Raw genomic sequence first — 20,489 nt, 5'->3', positions numbered from 1 at the left:
ATAAAATGTATGTATCTATGGAAGTTCCTTACTCAAATAATGATATATTCAGGTTTTTCCCATAACAGTAGACAAGCAGTGTGTGTAATTGAGCTCTATGATGATAGATATGTGCGACTATTTCTAACAACCACTCGTACCTTGTATAGGTCGCTCCCCAATAAGCTGTAGTCCTTTCTTGTAACTCTATTTCTGTAAGATTCATATAAATATCTTTTAAAGTTTTATAATTTTCTGCAATAGCACTCTTGACATCCTGTATGCTTAATAATGCAACACTCGAATAATATTGATTCATCTCTTTTTGTGTTGCACCGTTCGATATCATTAAATCAGCCTTACAAATAACGGCTATGTGCTCTAAAAGCTCACCTATCGAGCGCTTATTACTTGCTGGCTTTTTCTGTAAGTCCGCCTCTTCAATAACTTCAACCATTTGGATTGTTGTTTTTAAAGCTATTTCTATTTGATTTAGTGCACTATTTATATAGGTATTCACTACTAACTCCCTCCTTACAACGAATATATGTTCGTTTTTATATTATAGACGAATCTATCATAAGTTCAATATAAATATTCGTTAATTCCGACTTTTTGATCAAGAAAAAATTCAAACCATCCAAAGTTTTAAGTCTATTAGATCGCTTCCATCTTAAATGTCCTTGTCCAGCTCCTTTTCGATTTGCTATACTTTAAAAGAAACGAACAGGAAGTGTAATTATATGAGACAGGCACTTATTATCATCGACATGCAAGAAATTTTCTTTAACCATCGTGAAAATTATTTATTCGATAGAATTCAACTAGTAAAAAACATCAATATACTAATCAATCAAGCACACGAAAAAGATATTCAGGTTATCTTTATCCAACATACAGATCCAAATGAACAGTCCGAGCTTTATGAGGGGAAGGACGATTGGAACCTCCATCATAATCTATTGTTATCCACTACTGATAAGATAATTAGAAAATCTAAATGGGATGCATTTTACAAAACAGAACTTTTGGATTATTTAAAAAGCAAGAAAATCGAACAGCTTATTTTTGCTGGTGCACAAACGGAGTTTTGTCTTGATACTACTATCAGAGCAGCCTATAGCTTGGGATTTCAGCAGAATCTCCTTTATCAAAACACTCATAGCACCATTAACAGCTCCATTTTAAATGCAGTTGATATTATTAACCACCATGAATCTATTTGGAATAATCGGTTTTTAACAATCATAAATGAAGAACTGAAATTATAATAAGTACTTTCAACAACAATACGCTATGCGATGCAGTTTCCATGCTATTTTTATTACTCTAACATCATGGTTTAGGAAAAATAAATGAAAAGATTATACTTAATTGATGGATATGGAGGGTCACCTAAAGTAATTTGGCTTTTTGATATAAAAAAAGACTTTAAGAACTCTTCCATATACAAATAGTGGACTAAACTTGAAATTCCTTTTATTTTATTACCTTTTGGCGGACATTTTACTTCTGGAGAAGGAATTATTGAGATGCCATCCGTCAAACATATTATTAAAGCAAAATGGTTATAACATTTCCAATAGAGAACTTTCTTGTACAAGAAAGTTCTCTATTGGACAATTAAACAAAGCGATCCTTCCTAAGGGAAGCATCGCTACTTTATCTATTCAGTAAAAAAATCTTAATATGGAGATTAGTTATTTTTTTCGGTTGAAGCAGGATTGCTAGTATTTTCTGCATTTTTACGATTCTTAACCCCTTTGCTTTTATAAGGCTTGTTACTCTTTGCTTTATTGGCACTAGCCTGCCAACGATTCCAGCCTTTTTTATCTGTTCCTCTGCCTGTACCGCCTTTACCTTTAGCCTTTGCTTTACTCATAAAATCAACTCCGATTTTTCTAATATATTAGGTAACATTAATTAGTCTTATCCTTTTATTCTGGTAAAAAACGTACATAATGAACTATTAGTATATAACAGTCTGCTATTGTTTGAAACATTAACCTTTTCAAGAGTTTATTTCTGGTGCTTTCTCTTCCCTACAACTTTCACGTTTTCCCAATAACCGAGCATGACACTAAAAAGTTGAAACCTTTTTTCTATCAAATCCGTAGAACATGGTGAGGATGACTTTTATGAAGACGAGAATGGTCTAAACGTAATAAGTTGTGTAAGACAGTCATCTCTTCTACGAATGATAAATTATATAATAAAAAACTATCTTGAGGAGTGAAAAATACGAATAGTACCGTTATCTTGATTATAGCATTAGCAGCAATAGCTATATGGTCTATACAAATATATGAGTTTTTGAAGCCATCGAAAGAACAAAACAATCGCAAAATCGTTTTATTAACATCTGCTGGTTCTATATTCACGATAATTCTTACCGTTTCATTTTTCCAAAATATCCCGTTTTTTAAATAATGGGAATTTAACTAATTAATTATCCATTACGATGAAAAGAAAAAAGCATATGAAAATCAACCCAGAACTGTAGACAAACTCCTGTATTTTGGAAATGAAAGTTTGAGTAAAGTATATTTATTAATCTCTTTGAATCTGAATGAACCGCGATTTGCCTGCTAAACTGCAGGGTCTCAGACTGAAACTCCCTTTTCCCATAGGGAGTCTTCCCTCTTCACTCCAAGCAATACATAAAAATGCAATTCTACTTCCCCAATATCTTTTTGTCTACTAACTGGTAAATGAACCTTGCTCTTTTTATTTCAAAAATAACAATTCTTTAACAATTTTATTAAATATTCTATTATTGGAAAAAAACGTCGAAAAAAAGGAGTATAATGGAAATAAAAATAGGGGGAGGTTGTTGAAATGATTACTTTATTAGAAGATATTGCCCAACATGGACTAAAAGATACGAAATTATACATCATGAAAACAACTGATTCGTTTGTTATTTCCATCCCTAAAATTAATTGGTCTACCGAAATAAGCAATGCAGAATCTCCACACAATCAATTCGACCATTTACTACATTCCTTAACTTTTCACATGTTTGAAGGTGACTGTTCCCAACTAGCTGAAAGTATCACAAGTTCTATTAGTAAATATGAAACTTCATAATAAATCAAAACTTCCATCAAGTGGAAGTTCATCGCCCACTTGATGGTTTGGTTGTAACTTTCTGATTTAACAGCAAATTCCCCATCTAATTCCCTCCAATAGTTTGATGCTTGCTAACCGTTAAAAGAAGGATAAAATTCCTTTCACCATTCTATCTTTCTAATTGTATATAATCTGTTATCCTCGTGACTTTTCCTATCCTCTATTTTTCGTTCAATGATATCTTCACTTGTGCGGTCTTCTGGTATTTTTATTTACTTTTGCATGAATTGGTTCCCATACGCTAAAATGATTATAATGACAATAGAATTTTTTAAAGGAGTTTTTATAGTGGATTTACTTTTTACAAGTAAGCGATTAGGTTTTCGTTTATTAACAAAAGAAGATATAGATGCATGTGAACAATTTTGGGGAAATGAGGAAGTAATGAAATATTGTGGCGGCAGCACTTCCTCTGCATTACTGCCTCAAGTTATTGACTTTTATCAGCAATGCCAAGAAGATTTTGGACTCTCCGTTTATGGTGTTATTGATTTGGCAACCAATCAAGTTATTGGAGCAGCAGGCTTTAATATGGAAGATTCCGTTGATCAAGCTGAGCTTATTTTCCATTTCTCCAAACCTAATTGGAATAAAGGGTACGCTACAGAAGCTGGCATTGCCTGTTTAACCTTCGCAAAAGAGCAAGGGAATATCCAAAAAATAAATGCTTCTGCAAGTATTGCGAACAAGGCTTCCTTAGATGTACTTGGCAAAATTGGTTTTCAATATATGGGCATTAAATATTTCGAGGATACCGAGCAAGAAGAAGCTTATTTTGTGTTTGTTTTATAGGTAAATAGATAATAGTTTATTGTAAATAGAGTATAGAAAAAGGGAAATCATCAATTCCCCTTTTTCCATACCTGATGGTTCAGCTTTTTTTAAATATCCGCTTATTCAAGCAGGTTCACTCAAAAAAGGTGTGTGAATCCTTATGTAAGTAAACGTCTACTTCTAATTTCTGAAATAACGATTATTATCTTATGGAAAATAACTCAATAAACGATCAAAAGAATGAATTTCGGCAAATGGTTTAATCTCGGTGGGATTTCTTGATCCTGCGAGGAGTAAACCATCCACCTTTTATGGGCATTTTGACACCATTTATATCTATTTCGATGTCATTCTCAAAATTCCACATAAAAAGGTTGTCGCTTCTCATCCAAACAGTATTCTATTCTTTGTCTAAAATTTTTATATTTCACCATGTTGAGCGCTTCCTCAATAGGGAAAAATCCTACTTCTAAACTTTCTGGTGATGTAGTAAATTCCCCGCCAACCGGTTTAGCTAAGAATAATGTATTGCATATAGAACCATTGACATTTTGAAAGATTCCACAAAAGTTTATTACTTCAATATCAATTCCTGATTCCTCTTTTGTTTCTCTTATCGCAGCAGCTTTCAGTGACTCTCCCTCTTCCACTTGGCCACCTGGCATTTCCCAGCCTCTTTTGGGTCCTTTGATTAATAAAATTTCCTTTTGTTCATTGATGACAATCGAAGCAGCCGAAACAATATGTTTAGGCGGCGCATATTGCGGTTGTGTATTTTGAGTCAATTGCTTTCCCCCATTCCTTCTTTTTTTGCGATTTTTTGCAATCTTTCCATTATTTTACCATAAATTTCTCCTACGAAAAAATACCTCCTTTTCTAGTTGAAAAGAAAGTACTTTTTCGTATTTATTTTTTCACCATTTCAATGGCTCTATTAACTGCTTTGCGGGCTAATTCTTTCTCTCTTAGGTTATCATCGGCCTGAAGCATTTCCATTACTATTTTTGTTGCTGTCTTTTTATTGCGAGTAATCGGAAATATTAAGGCATACAGCTTGGCTGCTTGTTTTTTATTCATACTTCTTTTCACTACAAATCGCTTAGATTTAATGCGAGCGTAACCTTAAATAGATCGCCATCTGTCTCGATTTTCATCATGCCTTGGTGTAGATCCATGATTGATTTCGCAATCGCAAGTCCAAGACCAGATCCTTCTGTATGCCTCGATGTATCCCCGCGTTTAAAACGCTCATATAATTCATCAAGATTATCGTCAAGCTCATACTTAGATATATTTTTAAACTGCAAAATAGCTTGGTCTTTTTCTAGTTTAATGGAAATATAGACACGTGAATGCTCTAAAGAATATTTCAAAATATTGCCTATTAAATTATCAAATACTCTCCAAAGCTTCTGCCCATCTACAGTTGCATAAATCGACGGTTCTTGATTGGTTACACGAAAATCAAGTGTTGTCGCTTTAATTGTTTCATCATATTCACCTAACGCTTGCTGTAAAAGCTGCACTAAGTCTATTTTTTCCTTCTTTAATTCCACATTGCCGCTGACCATTTTCGAAACCTCGAATAAATCATCAATTAGTACTTTTAATCGTTGGGATTTCCGATCGATAATACCTAGATAGCCCTCTTTTTCTTCCTCAGATAGATTTTTATTCTTCAATAATTCCGTGTAATTGATGATTGATGTTAAAGGTGTTCGCAAATCATGACTAACATTCGTAATTAACTCTGTTTTTAGGCGTTCGCTTTTTTCTTGAGCATTTTGGGAATAAATCACTCCATTTTTTAGTGTATTGATTGTCTCTGCTAATGCTGAAAGTTCACTAGATGCTTTTATATCTAAGTCACTTACTTTTCGACCGCTCCTGATTTCCTTTGTATATAGAACTAACTGACCTAGAGACTTTGCATTTTTCACTAAATAATGGATGGCTGGTATGCCGATAATTATGACCGCAATAAGAAAGAACAACACAAAAAATGGTTCCACAATCACTGCCATTAAACAAAATCCTAGCGCGAAAACTATCATTAAACAAAGGATTAATTTAGTCAATGGACTTCTACTTGAAAATAATAGCAGCATTGGTTTTCCGATTGTTTTAACACATTTTCCAACAAATGTTTTTGTCCAAATTGATTTATCGCCTTTTACTATTTCCTTATATAATAAAGACATTTGGATAAAGAACAAGGATATAAACAGCCAAGCTAAACAGCCAAATAAAATAATTTCCTTCCAATAGGAGCCGTCATTATATAAATTTAATTCTATTTGATCATTTACTCCCCATACAACTATAATAGCAACAGCTAAACTTATAAGGAGAAAAATTATACCGATATCAATTGGAATTTTCTTATAAAATGGGTATTCCCATTGTGTTAAAATACTTCTTTTAGTTAAAAGGAGAATACAGCTGGCAACTAGGCTGATGATACTAATAACACTAAAGTAGATCACTTGCTTTTGTTGCGTTTTATAATTATCCATGTCTTTATGTAGCATACTCTTAGTACTTAAATTGTCAGGAACAGCAATAACTCCTTCAAAGCTGCCGATGTTTTTCTTGATGTTATTTAGAATAGACACTTCTATAGCAACCGCATCGGGATCGCCAAACTCATACCACGGAGAATCTAAAGAAATATAATGCTGTTCCCACTCATCCTTTGGATTTATATGGATATCGCCAAGAAATTTTGTATTTTTCTGATTCAGCTTATTCTCAATTGTTTCGCCCGGAGCAAGATTAACATTTGTTACTTTTTCTCCTGTTTTGTTATTTTCAAAATAATAAAGGAAGGAATCAGTCCAGTCTTTATACTCATATTCTCTATTCTGTAATTCTTGATAGTATTCATCTAATTGTCTTGCTTTTTCTTTCTTAATCTTATCTTCTACGTATTCATCACTTTGGAAATTTTTCGTAATATCAGCGATTTTCTTATCTCTTTCTTCTGTATATAGCTGTTCTGCTTCTGAGCTTCCTGTTTCTTTAGCGGTCTGAATTTGCTCTTCATACTGACTTTTTATGTTTTGAATTTGTTCATTTAAATCACCATAATAATAACGGTATTCATTTATTTCTTTAGCTGATACGGTTATTTTTTTCTTTGCCTCTTCAATCGGAATATAATATAACTCATTTTCACTTAGAAGATCCTTATAATATTGCATTCTTTCTTGAAATATCGATGTTTGATAAAAATCCGTGTGTAAATAACGGTTAAACCACATATCTACAGATACAATTCCACTCAGCGCGAGTGTAATAAGCAGTGTCCAGACAATAAAAAGGCCTTTACTTCTCGATTTTGTAGCCAATGCCCCACACCACCTTTAAGAAGCGAGGATTTTTTGGATCCACTTCAATTTTTTCACGTATTTTTCGTATATGTACTGCTACCGTATTTTCGGCATTGTATCCAGGTTCTTTCCAAACACTTTCATAAATTTCCGCAATAGAGAATACTCTGCCAGCGTTTTTCATCAACAAAACAACAATCTTATATTCAATCGGAGTCAGCTTTACACTTTCTCCATTTACGGCGACTTCTTTCGCCTCCTGGTCTAATGTTAATCCATGAAGGTCTATTTTTTTCTTCACCCCATCAAAGGTGCCAAGTGTTACATATCTTCGCAACTGCGATTTCACTCGGGCAACTAGCTCCATTGGATTAAATGGCTTGGTGATATAATCATCTGCCCCTATTTGTAATCCCAATATTTTATCCGTATCCTCGCTTTTAGCTGTCAGCATAATAATCGGAATATTTTTTTGCTCACGAATTTTATAAGTAGCCGAAATTCCATCTAAATTAGGCATCATAATATCCATTAAAATTAAATGGACTGTTTCTCCCATTAAAATCTCCAACGCCTCTATTCCATCACTGGCTTTTAACACCGTAATTCCTTCATTTTTAAGATATATTTCAATAGCATCTCTTATCTCTTTTTCATCATCCACCACGAGCACATTGACATTCTCCATCTTAAAACACCTGCTTTCTCTCTCTTCGCTGTCTCTATCATAGAAAAAATTTCTTAACATCTGCCAAGCAAAATTCTTAAGAATTTCTTAATATTTTATCTACCAATTCGATTCTCTTATTCTATCAAAGGAATATGCTGTTCACATCCACATTTTTCTGCTTTTTTAATAAAAATTTAAAAAGGTTTTCATCAGCGACGATGAAAACCTTTTTTTCTATTGCTTTGCCTTTATTTGTTCCCGAATCTTCTCCAATTCTTCAAGGGACAATTCCCCTAATGACTCTTTAATTTCTTTTTCCATGCGCTTGCGGTTTTTCTCCCGGTATTGATTCCACCAGTCGCGAAGTCCTTCTGTTTGATCCAATATGTATTCAATGTCGATTTCTTCTACTTCATCATCGGAAATATACTCCAATACTGATGCCAGCATCCGGTTTAATTTATCTTCTTCTCCTTCTTCCTTTTTCATATTCGTCGGTTCTTTTTTTTCTACTTCTTCACTAATCTCTACATCCTTGCGAGGCATTGTTCTCCTCCTGACTGTAATTCTATTTTTTCTATTATTTCCGTTAGACAGATCTCTATTCTTTCAGTGCAGGAAAAAGACAAATATATAGCGAATGTTTATAGTAATTTAATGTTTAAAGGAGTGGATAAAATGGAACCACGTCAGGAAGTTTTGTTTAAACAATTAGAAACCTATCGAAAGGAACTTTTAGGGGCCGTTGAATCGTTGACAGAAGAACAGGCAGAAATCATTCCAGCGGGGTTTAGGAATAATATCCGCTGGAATCTTGGTCACCTATATCTTGATCAGTTATTATGGATTGAGGCATTGACTAAAGTACCCACTGCTATCTCAAAACAATTCAATCAATGGTTTGGTTTCGGTACTACACCAGCCAACTTTACAGAAGAAACACCTTCTTTTACGGAATTAAAAGTACTTTTGCAGTCACAACCACAAGCCATATTAGAGAAGTACGGCGCTGATCTAGAAAAAGAATATCCCCCAATTGATATGGGAATGCAGACAATCGAACAAGTGCTGATTCGTACGATTTTTCACGAAGGCATGCATTTACAGGCGATTAATGATTTGAAAAAATTTATTTAGCTAAAAAGGCATTTGGTAATAGACGTTCTGCAGGCAAGCAAAAGATAAATGATAATATGCTCCTGAGTTAGCATTTTTTACTAATACTGCCCGAAGTTAGGATATTGACTCTAACTTCGGTGTATGGAAATTATAGTTCAACTTGAAGACTTTCATTAGTTTCAATTTATTTAGTACAAATAGAACATTTTAATTGTTTATTTTTAAACACAAAATCACTATGTATGATTATTAAGTTGCAAAATAATATTAGTATGCAGTTCGCTTTAATAGTAAAAGAGTAATCTACAGTAAACAACGCTTAGCAGAAAAAGAAAACGCACACTCGTCATTTTGACAAAGATTTGTTTATTGAAAGAATTTTTACTTACTCTGAGAGATGAGTAAAGGAAAAAGTGCTAGTAAATAGTCGGTACCATGCCTCCATCCATGCGGATCGGAGAACCTTTAAAAGCGGATGCATAAGGACTGCATATAAAGGCAGCTAATCTACCTATCTCAGCTGGTCTGATAAATCGCTGGATTTCAGACTGAGGTAGATTTGTGGTCATAAATTTTTTCTCTTTTTCTGAAAATGTCATATCTTCATTAGGATACATCCCCTCAATTATTTGATGAACATTTTCGGAGAGTGTTGGACCTGGCATAATCGTATTAACAGTGACTTCTTTTCCTTTTGTTAATTTAGATAGACTTTTTGACAATGATAATAGCATTGTTTTTGTCATACAATATTGCGGCATTTGTCCCGAAGGCATAACTGCTTCTTCACTCGCAATAAAAATAATTCTACCAAAATTATTTTTTATCATTTTAGGTAAGTAAAATTTAGATAATCCATTTGCGGCAAGAACATTGGTATGGATATACTTTTCCCATACTTCATCGTTGACGTCCTCGTATTTCATTATTTCATAAATCCCCGTATTGTTAACTAAAATATCAATTTGAGGATGCTTTTTAAATAATGCTTCCCTTTGTTGAATATCTACTATATCAGCAGTGGCATTTTGAGGGAAGGTATCAGGGAACTCTAGTTTAATTTCATTTACGGTTTGTTCCACCTCCTCGTAATTTCGGCCATTAATTAGTACATTAACACCTTCTTTTGCTAGTTCAATGGCAATTCCTTTGCCGATCCCTCTTGATGATCCAGTGACTAAAGCTGTTTTATTTTTTAAATCTAGCTGCATAAACGGTTGCTCCTTTTCGTTTTAAGTAAATTCTAGTTATTATTAAAATTATCCGACTGATAATACAGTTCCAAAAGTAAACGATCATTTAATCAAGTTTAAACCGAGATATTCAGTGCGCCATTTTAAAGGAGTAGTACCTTCCCAAAGATGAAAGGCTCGATAGAACGAGCTTTGATCTTCATATCCAATTAAAAAGGCGACCTCTTTAATATCAAGTGAGGGGTCTGCCAGGTACTCTTTTGCCTGCTCATGTCGAACTTTTGTTAACAAATGCTTGAAGCTCGTGCCTTCTTCCGTAAGCCGCCGCTGCAAAGTACGATCGCTTAACCCTAACTCGCTCGCAATAGCCGGAATATCAGGGCGACCTCCTGTTAGGCTGCGTTTCATGATCCACTTGACTGTCTCAGTAATAGAAGGTCTGCGTACTTGCTCATTCAACGACTGTTCCAGTACGGTAGTCAATATTTCTAGCAATTCTGCATTGTATGAGACAAAGGGACGATCCAGATCTGCTCGATGTATAGTCAACCTGTTACAATTTGTACCGAGCTGAATTCGGCAGCCAAAGTAATCTTCAAGTAACTGCAGTTCGCCAATTGAATGGGTCGAAAATTCTACGAATCTTGCTGTCAAAGGTTGACCTGTACCCCGACGTCCCAGTTCGAGAAGAAATGCCATCGTAATACCAATTAATATGGTCAGACCGGGTTGTTCACTATGCAATGATTTTATTTCAATTGTACAGTGTTCCCCTTCCTCGGTAATATATAAGCTTTCAGGAGGGCACAGTTGTTTGTACCTAGCCATCCGCTTTAAGGCATCACGGTAGTCACGAGCATGGTAAGTTGCTAAGACAGTCGGAGGGAAATGATCTGTTTCAAAGGATGTCGCAAGCTTGATGATTCCTTTCGCAGTGTCGTCAACGAGATCGGAATAAGCCTGCCAAATCGCAAAATATTGGGCTGTGGTGACAACTGGATCAGAAACAATGGTGATTGGCAATTGTGCTTTTCCAACCATGTCGATGGCGTCTATCCCCAATTGACGTAATCCTGTCCAAAATCCTGCCGGCATTTTAATACGGTCAGAGGCATACAACGTCATATATATGGTCCTCCTTTCTCTATTTACATTACTAATTTTAAATGTAATTATGTCCTTTTTTACAAATGGTACTGTTTAATAATACCTCTCTAATAGAGTCTTGTAACTAGCGAACTGCGACAAACCACTTGCAAAATACGCCAATATTATAAGCAGAAAGAATGGTCATAAAGGTTTTTATTAGTTGTTACTATACGATTTTTATTTCTTATGATTGATGTATTCACTTTAAGAAATAAGGATATGAAAAACGGCCAGACAAAAATCTGGTCGTTTTTCATGTTAATTACATATCTAATTGGATTGTTTTCTTTATACTCCAAAAAAGAACCCGTTATAATCCACCAGCAACCTTTTAAAAACTTTCCATTTAGTATTAACAACTTAGAGAGAAACCTATTATACTTGAAATCTTTTGTTCCTTTTACCTTGTTTTCAACTATTTATGTAAGTTGCCACGAGAAGACTTTAATACCATAAAAATAGCTATAGCTAATCCTAGTACTCCTACCCAGGTGATGGAACCTAGCGATACCTTTTCTACAAATATCCCACCAATTCCTGCCCCTGCAGCCATTGATAATTGCATCATTGACTGGTTTAGTCCTAAAAGTACTCCGGAAGATTCTGGTTTTATGGTTGCCAAATTGAACTGTTGTGCTGGAGCTGATGTCCACGCTGCAAAGGACCACAATATTAGTATGATTACAACACCAACATATGTGTGAGTGATTAATGATAAAAGAATAAGCATGACAATGTGTAGAAGCATCGAACCTATTAATGTACGTGACACACCCCATTTGTCTGTGCTAAAACCACCGAATTTTGAGCCGAATAAACTAGCAACACCGAATATAAGCAGAACTCCACTTAATAATTTTTCATGGATACCTGAGATGTTCAAAAGATAAGGAGATAAGTATGTGTAAGCAACTGAATACCCGCCAAGCCAGAAAAAGGTGATGGATAAACCAATCGCTACTTTTCGATCCTTTAAGAGAGCAAGTTGTTGTCTCAACGGAACCGGTTCATCTCCTTTTGTTGACGGTATTACGAATGAGATGATGATCATCGCTAATAACCCAAGGAACGCAATTCCGCCAAATACTGCTTTCCAGTTGAATGCATCTGTAATAATTCGTCCTAGTGGAACACCAATGATTAAAGATGCTGTAAATCCCATCACTACAGTAGCTATTGCACTACCTTGTTTACCTTCAGGTGCTATTTTTGCCGCGATAGTCAGAGCTGTAACGACGACCATTCCAGCGCCTAGTGCCATTATAATTCTTGATAAAACAAATAAGGTGTAACCTGGCAATAAGAATGCAAATATGTTTGCTATCACAAACAAGCCCAGTGATACAATCATAAGCTTTCGTCTATCCATGCCTGATGTTAGTGCCATAAGAATGGGTGTAAAGATTGCATAGACAAGCGAGAATATCGTTATTAATTGTCCTGCAGCCGCCAAAGTGATTCCTAGTGAATCTGCAATGTTATCCAATACACCAGAGATAATATACTCCGATGTTCCAACTAAAAAACTAATAAGTGCTAAAATATAAATTTTAAATGTGTTAGACAAAATAATCTCTCCTTCGCATATTATATTTACATATCTAGAAAAGACGATATGTAAATGATAAATATAAACATATCGTGATATATCGATATGTTAGGTGTAAATAAAGCTGAATTCTTAGAGAGAATTCAGTTACATTTACTTTAGATCTCTTGCTCCAAAATAGCTGCAATATTTTTTATTGCTTCTTCATCTCTTTTGTAATACGTATACTTTCCAATACGCTCTGTCTTAATCAGCCCAGCTCGCAAAAGTATATTTAGGTATTGAGAAGCTGTTGATTGCGTCATTTTTAATTGCTCTGTTATTTGACTAACGCATACCCCTGTTTTTCTCATATCAATCCCTTCATGAGGTACAAAATGACGTTCAGGTTCTTTTAGCCAGTGTAAAATTTGCAGCCTTGATTCATTTGATAAGGCTTTAAAGATTTCAATAGGTTTCATGTTTTTTATTATATCTAAAAAATACGATATGTCAATTTGTATTTAATTGAATTTTACAGATGAGGGAAGTGTTATAAATATCAACATCTATTCTTTCGTTTATAAAACAACTGCCAGTCTCCCGAAAATTGCTTTGTAGAGCTATTTATTCTTTTGTATACGACTTATCATATCAACTAATTTTTTTGTTAATGATAATTCCGTTGTTATCCATCTGACAAAACATTTGTATAATAGGTATCTTCCTTTAGTTTCTTTTCTCTTTCTAAGACTATATTTCTCCTTTCCACAAAAACATCCCCAGAGAATAAGACATACACTAAATATGGTCTAATTCTCGGGGGATTTCTTCTTCGTTACATTTTTATCTAAAAATCTCAGTAATACAGATTATTTTTTATTATCTTTTGCAATCTTCTTAATCAATGCTGGCAGCCAATCATCCAGATTCGTAAACGTAAATCCTGCTTTTTCTGCCTTTTCCGTATTCATATACCATGATGCAGGAATGGCATACGGAGAGAAATCTTCTTCATCTCCGTCAAGGGTAATTTTTGCAGTATGTCCTGTAATCTTTTCGATTATTTGGATTAATTTTTTCATTGTAATTTTCCCATTTGCTGTCGCATTAAATGGCCCTTCCACCTCTGAAAAACCTGCCCACTTTAAAAATGCGGCCGCTTCCGAAGCAAGAATAAAGGACATTTCTGCCTCCATATTAACAAAGCCGATCGTTCGATCCTGTTGAATTCGCTCAACATGAAAATGCAGCCGGCGCGTGTAATCATCTTCCCCTAACACAATTGGAAATCTTACCGCTACAACGGGGAAATCTGCATACTGGAAAAATGCTGCTTCTGCCTGCCGCTTTCCTTCATCATAAACAAATTCGCTCTTATCTAGTTGTATTGGATAGTTGTATGGATGAAAATCTGCCTCTCTTTTTTCGTTTCCATCTACAGGATAAGTAGATAAAGAGGAAGTAAACACAAGCTTTCCTATTTTCCCATTAAATACTTCACAAAAGTCTTTTGCTTCATTAGGTGTATAACAGATATTGTCATAAACAATATCAAAGGTTTGACCTGCGAAATGATGTTGTAATTGTTCCTTTTTAGAACGATCAGCGATAATATGTTTCACTTCGTTGTCAAATGGATGACTTACTGTCCCTCGAGTCATAATCGTAACACGGTGTCCCTCTTTCAGCAGCAATTCCACAAGCTTCCTTCCAAAAAAACGCGTGCCGCCTAGCACTAATATATTTTTCATCTTTTTTCTCCTAATCTATGACATTATTTTAAAAATTCCATAGAAAGGAGCTAATTCCTCTTTTTCATTCACGATATTATTTCAATAAATCTATTATTTTGCAATAAAATATTCTATATTTACAATCTGTTCTTTTTGAATTATAGGTGTCACCCCTTGAACTATTTGAACCCCGTTATTCCACATTTCTGAATTTTGCAATTTTGCTAAATCGAAAATCCTTTCCCAGCTTTGCTCCTTTGTAATAGTTAATTTACCATCGTCGAATAAAGTATCTTCCTCCTCAGTCATAGGGCAAAAACCGTTATTTAACACACAATGCCAAGCAGAAAAATCAGAAAACAGAATTTGGTTTTCTGGTATCTCGACTGTTAAACATACAGCTTTTGTTCCTTTATTAAAATGTCCTTCCGACTGTAAATTTGGTTTTGTCGTCCACAGCCAAATAGGATAGGAGCCATTATGATTCAGCCTCTTACCCATTTGTTCTATCATCCATCTATAAGAAGGGAGAAAGTCTATATCCACAAATTCTGCTTTTCCAGTTAAATAGCCAGTTTTATTTAATTGATTTACCACTTCGATTGCTTGGTTGGTAAAGTAAATAGGCATTTATCTATCAAGCTCCTTTTCTTTATTATAAAAGCTGCAATATGGTAATATTAAACAAAAAAGGATAAGAGATTATGTAAAACGGAATTTCTTTGGTGTTGGATCTTTTGTTATTTTTATTATATCGCTGATGGCTTTTATCCTTGTATTTTTTATGCGTATCTCTATTCCAATACTCTTTCTATCATACTCATATGGCTTCTTCCTCTCATTGGGATTATCTCTGGTTTCTTAAAAAAAGGAGTCATTCATATTAGCGGCCTTATCGGCAATGTCCTTATCTTTTTCTTAAATTTATTTTTAGCTCTTTATGTTTTTTCTTTGATAGAGTTATTACTACTAATTTGTTTGAATGGGGTTACGTTTATTTAAAAAAATGGTTAGGAGTGAGTCATGATGAATAAGTTACATGTATTGATAAAAATTTTGATTACTGGTTTAGGTCTTCTATTAATCTTTACAAACATTGATACTCTTTGGTATAACGTTTTTATTGCTTTCGTCATTGTCTATCTTATCTGTGACTTGCTTTTAAATATGTTTCGCAAAAAGGATAATGTTCGAAAGCAATAAATTATTGCACTCTTCTTTCATTATAGAGGATATGCTTGAAAAAAATGTCCCAAAATCATTAGTTAACATAATAATATTATTATAAATTATTCTAGTGACCTATCTCATCAAGATTCTTTCTTTACTCTTTTCTTGGCCATATAAAAATAGAATAATGGAAAGCTGGTGAAAGAATTGAACGAATTACCACTAAAGCAGTTAGAGAAACTTATTGGATCGCTTCCATCTATCTCACTTGTTGCTGAACAAGGCAGTACCTCTACCGTTTATCAAGTGCTGGCCAGAAGTGGCACCTACATACTAAAAAGCGCTTTTGATGAAAAATATCGAGATTGGCTTCAGACAGAAGCATGTGTTTTAGAAAAATTAATCGGGAAAGAATTTATCCCTGTTCCGTTTTACTATGGATTTATAAAGGAACAAGCCAGCAGTCATTTGATCATGTCCTATGAACAAGGGATTACCTTAACAGCTGCTTTAAACCAAGCAAAAACAGACACAGAGAAATGTGCTTTAATCCAAAGCTTTGGTCAACTTTTACATAATCTGCATACTACAGAAATAATGGATCCATTTCATCATGTAGGTGAATGGCTATCTGAACGTCTCCTAAAAGCGGAGTATTATGTTAAAAAAGGATGGACAGAAGGATCCAATGACCTTCTCACTTTGTTGAAAAATAATAAGCCAGCGCCAATAAACCAAACGATTATACATGGAGATTGCACAACAGACAATGTTCTTGTTGTGAATGGCGCTGCAACAAAGTTCATTGATGTCGCTGGCATGACAGTTGGTGATCCCCGCTATGATGAAGCATTAGCCATTAAAAGCTTTGTTCATAATAACAGGTTTAAAGAAGCCTTTTATGCACGCTATAAACATTATCAGATTACCATGGATGAATTTCGATATTTTGACGAAGGGTTGTATGAATTTTTTTAATTTGTAAACAAATTGATTGATTAGTTGCACACTAAATAAAGGGATTAAAATGTACTCTCAGCAAGGACATTTTAATCCCTTTTGTCTTTTTGTGGTGCCAGGCACTCTTAATGGACACTTTTAATAATTCGTTGCTCAAACCCTTTTGTAAGTGGCACGACGATGATGCCGGCGATGACAAGTTGCATGATATTACCTGGCACGGAGCCGAATGGCTGGATCCAGTTGCCATAAAGGATTACTTCTGTAAAATAGTAGCCGACAACTTTGATGATCATGGCAACAGCAACTGCCATTATATATACAAAAGACTTTTTGCCAGGCATCTTTTCCGCAATAAGTCCTGCTATATATCCCATAGTACCAACAATTACAAATGTAAATGGAGCCCATAATGTCCAGCCTGACATAATATCAAATAAAGCCATTCCAAAAGCGCCTACAATCGCACCAGATTTCTTGCCAAAAAGAAATGCAGCAATCAAAAACGGCACGTTACCCAAATGGATTAGTCCCCCATTTCCCATCAGTGGCAGCCTGATGTTGATAAACATTGTAGCAAGAAACGTTAGAGTAATAAAAAGTGCATTGAGAACTAGGATTCTCGTTTTGTTTTGTTTTGTCGTAAACATGCAAAATTCTCCTCTTCCTTCAAGTATTTGTTTTTCAGTTTAAAAAAAGAATATCCTCTTCTTCATGATTACTAGTATAATAAAATCTGACAATATAAAAAGTGTCAATTTTTATAAAAATAACGTGGTCAGAAAGGATACTTCCCGAATGGATATGCTTATGTTTGAATTGAATAAAAACACAACTAAACCCTTATATGAGCAGCTTTATATGGGAATCAAAACTGCTATTTTAAGCCAACAAATTGAAGTTGGAACGCAACTCCCCTCCAAAAAAAAATTGGCTGATTTTTTAAACATCAGCCAAACAACTATCGAAGTGGCATATGCTCAGCTGGTTGCAGAGGGATTTATTGTCTCAAAACCACGGATTGGATTTTTTGTAGAGGATATAAACGAATTACCTTATATTGAAACAGAAAATGTTGAGTTGCCTATGGAGGATATAGAGAAAGAAATGATCCGAATTGACTTTCATCCTGGCAAAATCGACACAGATTCCTTTCCTTTTTCACAGTGGAGAAAGTATGCAAAAAATTTATATGATACACCGTCAAAGGAGTTGCTACAGATTGGAGAACCACAAGGGGAATACACTTTACGGGCGGAAATAGCCAAATACCTATATCAATCGCGTGGGATAATATGTAAACCAGAGCAAATTGTGATTGGGTCAGGAACAGAACAACTCTTTCCTATGATTTTAAAGTTGCTTGAAAAAGATTCAACCTTAGCCCTTGAAAATCCTGGCTATTCAGCAAGCCCTAGAATTCAACTGCAAAATAAAGCCATCCCTATTCCAGTTGATGAAGACGGATTGATGGTGGATCAACTGGAAAAAACAAAGGCGAATGTGGTCTATATTACACCTTCTCACCAATTTCCAACAGGTGCCGTTCTTTCCGCCACAAGGAGAACACAGTTAATGCAGTGGGCAGCCAAAAGTAAAAATCGCTACATTATTGAAGACGATTACGACAGCGAGTTTCGTTACACTGGTAAACCCATTCCCGCCTTACACGGGATGGATCAAAACAATAAGGTGATTTATCTAAGTACGTTCACCAAATCGTTAATGCCTTCATTGCGATTGGCCTATTTTCTTTTGCCTTCTACATTGTTGAAGAAATATAAGGAAACATTCAGTTATTATTCGGCAACTGTACCAAGGTTTGACCAGCATATAGTAGCCAGCTTCATGAGAGACGGTTATTTTTCAAAACACTTAAATCGTATGCGGAAAATTTATCGTAAAAAACTTGATAAACTGATCCATATCTTTAAAACAGATTATCCAGAAGTCATCATCACTGGAGATCAAGCCGGGATGCATATTTTAATATCCCTACCCTTGCCAAAAAGTGAAAATGAGCTAAAAGCTATCGCAGCAAAAAGCCATATCTCCATTTATCCATTAAGCGATTATCTTATAAAACCAATTGAATATAAGTATCCAACATTCCTGTTAGGGTTTGGAGGCATCCCATTAGAAAAAATCGAGGAAAGCATACACCAATTAATGCAATGCTGGAAAATGGAAAAATAATTCAGCTTGTACTAACTCTAGCTAGAATCTCTATTTAATTTAAACTATTGCACAGTATTATTTAAGAAGTAGTGTTCATTTTTCTATTAACTAGATTATTGAATAATAAAGAAAACGTCTAATCCTTATTTAGCAAGGTTTAGACGTTTAATGATTTAAGCATTAATACAATAAGTACAATCCAACGAACGATACATTAGCTGCCATGACTAGAAAGGCGTCTGTAATATGTATTTTTGAAATCCAGCTTTATAAAAGTAGGATCTAACTTCAAGCTTTAAAGCACATGTTAGTTTAAGTGAATAACCTCACAATCTTTTGTTTAGAGTATAAAAAAGACAACTTCTTACATTAGAAACGAGCCAGTTTATTTAATAAGCAATACGTACTTTTTTCATATTTCATTGACAAAAGTTAAAGTATTGAATATAGTTTTATTAAATTAGTTTTAACAAAACTATAGAAGGGAGCTTGATAATGAATGTATGAACTTCTTGTACTTTCGTTATTAATGAAATTTCCATTACATGCATATCTTATCTCAAAAATATCAAATGACACCATTGGTCCATGGGAGCAGGTGAGCAGAGGAACTCTTTCAACATTGCTTAATAAATTAGAGAAAGCTGGTCTGATTCAAGAATCTGATCCAGCCACTGTCCCTTTTCCTACCGATCGGCCAAGTCGTACTTTCGAAATAACGAATAAAGGTAAATCACGTTTTTTTGAGTTGATGATGGATACAAAAAAAAATCTTGGAAATTACCAAAAAATTTTTCACATAAAGGCCATCTACTTTGAATTTCTAAACGAAGAAGATCAACTCTATTTGGTTCATCACTATATAAAATATTGTCAAACAGCAATTGATCATATCAAGGCCCAACAATTAGAATTTGATGAAAATCCTGAGCATGTTAAGTCAATGCATCGTACCTCATTTTATACGACCATAGAAAGTTTAATGCACCTAAATGCAGAGCAATGGAATCTAGAAAAACAATGGGCAACTAATTTTAAAGAACAGATTAAGATGAGCATAAAAAACGATAAGAGAAAGGAACATTCAAATGACACAAAAATGGAAAACAGATAAAGAAGCCATACACTTTTTATTTAATGAAATGTTTTCGGCATGGAGTCATGGAGATGGCGAAGCATTTGCGAATTGCTTTACGGAAGATGTTGACTATGTTACTTTTTTCGGACAGCATTTAAAAGGAAAAAAAGAAGTAGAGAGATCACATCAGGATTTATTTAATGGTGTCTTAAAGGGATCACAAATGCAAGGACGAATTACGAGCATTCGTTTCCTAAATGATGAACTAGCAATTGTTCACTGTATAGGAAATACAAAAATGTCAAACCAAAAAAATTATAATAAGAAAAGAGAATCTATCAATACTAATGTAATAGCCAAACAAAATGGGGAATGGAAGATCTCTGCTTTTCACAACTGTCGAATCAAAGAGCCAAACTTTTTTATTAAATGGCTTTTGAAAAAAGGTAAAAAAAAGAGTGAAAAAAGCTAAGTTGAATGTATGTTTAAAG

The 20,489-nt window shown here is 34.5% G+C and carries 24 protein-coding genes; 10 read left to right on the top strand and 14 right to left on the bottom strand.

Going from position 1 to position 20,489, the window contains the following annotated elements:
• Positions 1-28: 28 nt before the first annotated feature.
• A complete protein-coding gene (locus tag MHH96_RS16210; protein ID WP_047940204.1) occupies positions 29-499 on the bottom strand; it encodes a DinB family protein in 471 nt (156 codons plus the stop codon).
• Positions 500-722: 223 nt separating this feature from the next.
• Between MHH96_RS16210 and MHH96_RS16205 the strand changes: the two genes are divergently transcribed.
• Positions 723-1,250 (top strand): isochorismatase family protein, encoded by a 528-nt coding sequence (locus tag MHH96_RS16205; RefSeq protein WP_047940203.1) that lies wholly within the window; start codon positions 723-725, stop codon positions 1,248-1,250.
• A 425-nt stretch (positions 1,251-1,675) separates the two neighbouring features.
• Here the strand turns inward: MHH96_RS16205 and MHH96_RS16200 are convergent, their stop codons facing one another.
• On the bottom strand, positions 1,676-1,861 hold the full coding sequence (locus tag MHH96_RS16200; protein ID WP_047940202.1) for a DUF3934 family protein: 186 nt from the start codon (positions 1,859-1,861) through the stop codon (positions 1,676-1,678).
• 350 nt (positions 1,862-2,211) lie between these two features.
• Between MHH96_RS16200 and MHH96_RS16195 the strand changes: the two genes are divergently transcribed.
• The 3 genes from MHH96_RS16195 to MHH96_RS16185 all read left to right on the top strand — a co-directional run bounded on the left by MHH96_RS16195 (position 2,212) and on the right by MHH96_RS16185 (position 3,903).
• Positions 2,212-2,409: a hypothetical protein gene (locus MHH96_RS16195; RefSeq protein WP_082138205.1), complete on the top strand. Its 198-nt coding sequence runs from the start codon at positions 2,212-2,214 to the stop codon at positions 2,407-2,409.
• 408 nt (positions 2,410-2,817) lie between these two features.
• Complete coding sequence (locus tag MHH96_RS16190) at positions 2,818-3,069, top strand: YueH family protein (RefSeq protein ID WP_047940201.1); 252 nt, start codon at positions 2,818-2,820, stop codon at positions 3,067-3,069.
• Positions 3,070-3,399: 330 nt separating this feature from the next.
• A complete protein-coding gene (locus MHH96_RS16185; RefSeq protein ID WP_047940200.1) occupies positions 3,400-3,903 on the top strand; it encodes a GNAT family N-acetyltransferase in 504 nt (167 codons plus the stop codon).
• A gap of 335 nt (positions 3,904-4,238) precedes the next feature.
• Here the strand turns inward: MHH96_RS16185 and MHH96_RS16180 are convergent, their stop codons facing one another.
• The 5 genes from MHH96_RS16180 to MHH96_RS16160 form a co-directional block, all read right to left on the bottom strand.
• Positions 4,239-4,670 carry an NUDIX hydrolase gene (locus MHH96_RS16180; RefSeq protein ID WP_047940199.1) on the bottom strand — a complete coding sequence of 144 codons (432 nt, stop codon included), beginning with the start codon at positions 4,668-4,670 and terminating at the stop codon, positions 4,239-4,241.
• A 121-nt stretch (positions 4,671-4,791) separates the two neighbouring features.
• Positions 4,792-4,962: a hypothetical protein gene (locus MHH96_RS16175; protein WP_161798379.1), complete on the bottom strand. Its 171-nt coding sequence runs from the start codon at positions 4,960-4,962 to the stop codon at positions 4,792-4,794.
• Between the two features lie 11 nt (positions 4,963-4,973).
• A complete protein-coding gene (locus tag MHH96_RS16170) occupies positions 4,974-7,235 on the bottom strand; it encodes a histidine kinase dimerization/phospho-acceptor domain-containing protein (protein WP_144545898.1) in 2,262 nt (753 codons plus the stop codon).
• A complete protein-coding gene (locus MHH96_RS16165) occupies positions 7,213-7,905 on the bottom strand; it encodes a response regulator transcription factor (RefSeq protein ID WP_095328358.1) in 693 nt (230 codons plus the stop codon). The genes MHH96_RS16170 and MHH96_RS16165 overlap by 23 nt, the downstream gene beginning before the upstream one ends.
• A 216-nt stretch (positions 7,906-8,121) precedes the next feature.
• Positions 8,122-8,433: a hypothetical protein gene (locus tag MHH96_RS16160; RefSeq protein ID WP_144545900.1), complete on the bottom strand. Its 312-nt coding sequence runs from the start codon at positions 8,431-8,433 to the stop codon at positions 8,122-8,124.
• Positions 8,434-8,565: 132 nt separating this feature from the next.
• Here MHH96_RS16160 and MHH96_RS16155 point away from each other — a divergent pair, with 132 nt between their 5' ends.
• The gene (locus MHH96_RS16155; protein ID WP_144545902.1) at positions 8,566-9,024 is read left to right on the top strand and encodes a DinB family protein; all 459 of its coding nucleotides are present in this window, start codon (positions 8,566-8,568) and stop codon (positions 9,022-9,024) included.
• Between the two features lie 398 nt (positions 9,025-9,422).
• Here MHH96_RS16155 and MHH96_RS16150 read toward each other — a convergent pair whose 3' ends face one another.
• From MHH96_RS16150 to MHH96_RS16125, 6 genes are all read right to left on the bottom strand, one after another.
• Positions 9,423-10,217: an SDR family NAD(P)-dependent oxidoreductase gene (locus tag MHH96_RS16150; protein ID WP_144545904.1), complete on the bottom strand. Its 795-nt coding sequence runs from the start codon at positions 10,215-10,217 to the stop codon at positions 9,423-9,425.
• A gap of 84 nt (positions 10,218-10,301) precedes the next feature.
• Positions 10,302-11,324, bottom strand: coding sequence for a helix-turn-helix domain-containing protein (locus tag MHH96_RS16145; RefSeq protein WP_144545905.1), 1,023 nt, complete (start codon positions 11,322-11,324; stop codon positions 10,302-10,304).
• Between the two features lie 439 nt (positions 11,325-11,763).
• Positions 11,764-12,915, bottom strand: a complete 1,152-nt coding sequence (locus MHH96_RS16140; protein ID WP_144545907.1) for an MFS transporter — start codon at positions 12,913-12,915, stop codon at positions 11,764-11,766.
• 140 nt (positions 12,916-13,055) lie between these two features.
• Complete coding sequence (locus MHH96_RS16135) at positions 13,056-13,358, bottom strand: ArsR/SmtB family transcription factor (RefSeq protein WP_047940192.1); 303 nt, start codon at positions 13,356-13,358, stop codon at positions 13,056-13,058.
• A gap of 390 nt (positions 13,359-13,748) precedes the next feature.
• On the bottom strand, positions 13,749-14,630 hold the full coding sequence (locus MHH96_RS16130) for an NAD-dependent epimerase/dehydratase family protein (RefSeq protein ID WP_047940191.1): 882 nt from the start codon (positions 14,628-14,630) through the stop codon (positions 13,749-13,751).
• Between the two features lie 93 nt (positions 14,631-14,723).
• Complete coding sequence (locus MHH96_RS16125) at positions 14,724-15,242, bottom strand: DUF3841 domain-containing protein (protein WP_047940190.1); 519 nt, start codon at positions 15,240-15,242, stop codon at positions 14,724-14,726.
• Positions 15,243-15,635: 393 nt separating this feature from the next.
• Between MHH96_RS16125 and MHH96_RS16120 the strand changes: the two genes are divergently transcribed.
• Entirely contained in the window at positions 15,636-15,815 is a 180-nt protein-coding gene (locus MHH96_RS16120; protein ID WP_144545909.1) for a hypothetical protein, read from the top strand.
• 174 nt (positions 15,816-15,989) lie between these two features.
• The gene (locus MHH96_RS16115) at positions 15,990-16,760 is read left to right on the top strand and encodes a phosphotransferase (RefSeq protein WP_412759304.1); all 771 of its coding nucleotides are present in this window, start codon (positions 15,990-15,992) and stop codon (positions 16,758-16,760) included.
• 107 nt (positions 16,761-16,867) lie between these two features.
• Here the strand turns inward: MHH96_RS16115 and MHH96_RS16110 are convergent, their stop codons facing one another.
• Positions 16,868-17,392, bottom strand: a complete 525-nt coding sequence (locus MHH96_RS16110; protein ID WP_144545913.1) for an ECF transporter S component — start codon at positions 17,390-17,392, stop codon at positions 16,868-16,870.
• Between the two features lie 148 nt (positions 17,393-17,540).
• Between MHH96_RS16110 and pdxR the strand changes: the two genes are divergently transcribed.
• The 3 genes from pdxR (at position 17,541) to MHH96_RS16095 (ending at position 20,470) form a co-directional block, all read left to right on the top strand.
• Complete coding sequence (gene pdxR, locus MHH96_RS16105) at positions 17,541-18,938, top strand: MocR-like pyridoxine biosynthesis transcription factor PdxR (RefSeq protein ID WP_328282865.1); 1,398 nt, start codon at positions 17,541-17,543, stop codon at positions 18,936-18,938.
• A gap of 481 nt (positions 18,939-19,419) precedes the next feature.
• Complete coding sequence (locus MHH96_RS16100) at positions 19,420-20,034, top strand: PadR family transcriptional regulator (RefSeq protein ID WP_053215551.1); 615 nt, start codon at positions 19,420-19,422, stop codon at positions 20,032-20,034.
• Complete coding sequence (locus MHH96_RS16095; RefSeq protein WP_047940188.1) at positions 20,009-20,470, top strand: SgcJ/EcaC family oxidoreductase; 462 nt, start codon at positions 20,009-20,011, stop codon at positions 20,468-20,470. The genes MHH96_RS16100 and MHH96_RS16095 overlap by 26 nt, the downstream gene beginning before the upstream one ends.
• The last annotated feature ends 19 nt before the right edge of the window (positions 20,471-20,489 follow it).

This window comes from Niallia sp. FSL K6-0212 (genome assembly GCF_038007605.1).
In the GTDB taxonomy this organism is placed as follows: Bacteria; Bacillota; Bacilli; order Bacillales; family Cytobacillaceae; genus Niallia; species Niallia circulans.
Note: the sequence above shows the minus strand (reverse complement) of the source record. Positions and strands in the feature narration are given on the sequence as shown.

Bases quoted from the DNA above. Each gene is read 5' to 3' on its own strand.
- MHH96_RS16205 (WP_047940203.1), top strand. From the start codon at position 723: ATGAGACAGGCACTTATTATCATCGACATGCAAGAAATTTTCTTTAAC.
- MHH96_RS16200 (WP_047940202.1), bottom strand. From the start codon at position 1,861: ATGAGTAAAGCAAAGGCTAAAGGTAAAGGCGGTACAGGCAGAGGAACA.
- MHH96_RS16190 (WP_047940201.1), top strand. From the start codon at position 2,818: ATGATTACTTTATTAGAAGATATTGCCCAACATGGACTAAAAGATACG.
- MHH96_RS16175 (WP_161798379.1), bottom strand. From the start codon at position 4,962: ATGAATAAAAAACAAGCAGCCAAGCTGTATGCCTTAATATTTCCGATT.
- MHH96_RS16165 (WP_095328358.1), bottom strand. From the start codon at position 7,905: ATGGAGAATGTCAATGTGCTCGTGGTGGATGATGAAAAAGAGATAAGA.
- MHH96_RS16160 (WP_144545900.1), bottom strand. From the start codon at position 8,433: ATGCCTCGCAAGGATGTAGAGATTAGTGAAGAAGTAGAAAAAAAAGAA.
- MHH96_RS16155 (WP_144545902.1), top strand. From the start codon at position 8,566: ATGGAACCACGTCAGGAAGTTTTGTTTAAACAATTAGAAACCTATCGA.
- MHH96_RS16150 (WP_144545904.1), bottom strand. From the start codon at position 10,217: ATGCAGCTAGATTTAAAAAATAAAACAGCTTTAGTCACTGGATCATCA.
- MHH96_RS16145 (WP_144545905.1), bottom strand. From the start codon at position 11,324: ATGACGTTGTATGCCTCTGACCGTATTAAAATGCCGGCAGGATTTTGG.
- MHH96_RS16135 (WP_047940192.1), bottom strand. From the start codon at position 13,358: ATGAAACCTATTGAAATCTTTAAAGCCTTATCAAATGAATCAAGGCTG.
- MHH96_RS16130 (WP_047940191.1), bottom strand. From the start codon at position 14,630: ATGAAAAATATATTAGTGCTAGGCGGCACGCGTTTTTTTGGAAGGAAG.
- MHH96_RS16125 (WP_047940190.1), bottom strand. From the start codon at position 15,242: ATGCCTATTTACTTTACCAACCAAGCAATCGAAGTGGTAAATCAATTA.
- MHH96_RS16120 (WP_144545909.1), top strand. From the start codon at position 15,636: ATGATGAATAAGTTACATGTATTGATAAAAATTTTGATTACTGGTTTA.
- MHH96_RS16110 (WP_144545913.1), bottom strand. From the start codon at position 17,392: ATGTTTACGACAAAACAAAACAAAACGAGAATCCTAGTTCTCAATGCA.
- pdxR (WP_328282865.1), top strand. From the start codon at position 17,541: ATGGATATGCTTATGTTTGAATTGAATAAAAACACAACTAAACCCTTA.
- MHH96_RS16100 (WP_053215551.1), top strand. From the start codon at position 19,420: ATGTATGAACTTCTTGTACTTTCGTTATTAATGAAATTTCCATTACAT.
- MHH96_RS16095 (WP_047940188.1), top strand. From the start codon at position 20,009: ATGACACAAAAATGGAAAACAGATAAAGAAGCCATACACTTTTTATTT.